The sequence below is a fragment of the Pseudomonas sp. MWU13-3659 genome (genome assembly GCF_023757525.1).
Taxonomy (GTDB): Bacteria; Pseudomonadota; Gammaproteobacteria; order Pseudomonadales; family Pseudomonadaceae; genus Aquipseudomonas; species Aquipseudomonas entomophila_E.
In genome coordinates, this window is the sequence record NZ_JAMSHW010000127.1 from 1 (window position 1) to 316 (window position 316).

Below are 316 nucleotides of genomic sequence, written 5' to 3' on the forward strand. Positions count from 1 at the left end.
ATGGGCGGTGTAGTTGGCGCTGGTGACGTGGGTGATGCCGCTGGCGTTGTAGGTGGTGGCGCTGCCGCCGCCCTGCACCACCAGCTCGGTCTTGGCCTTGAGGATGATGCGGTCGGCGTTGGCGGTGATGTCGAGCTTGGCCAGCAGGTTGATGCTGTCCTTCAGGGCGCGGATGTCGATGTCGCCGGAGGCCGACACCAGTTTCCAACCCAGGCTCTGCACGAAGAAGCGCATGCCCTGGCTGGCACTGGCCAGCAGGCGTTTGCCGATCGACATACTGGTATGGCCGGTGCTGCTCAGCGCCAGGTGGCTGCCA

At 65.2% G+C, this 316-nt stretch carries 1 protein-coding gene; it reads right to left on the reverse strand.

Going from position 1 to position 316, the window contains the following annotated elements:
* A partial coding sequence (locus NGM28_RS28620; protein WP_252092568.1) for a DUF2345 domain-containing protein occupies positions 1 to 316 on the reverse strand: 316 nt, incomplete at both ends.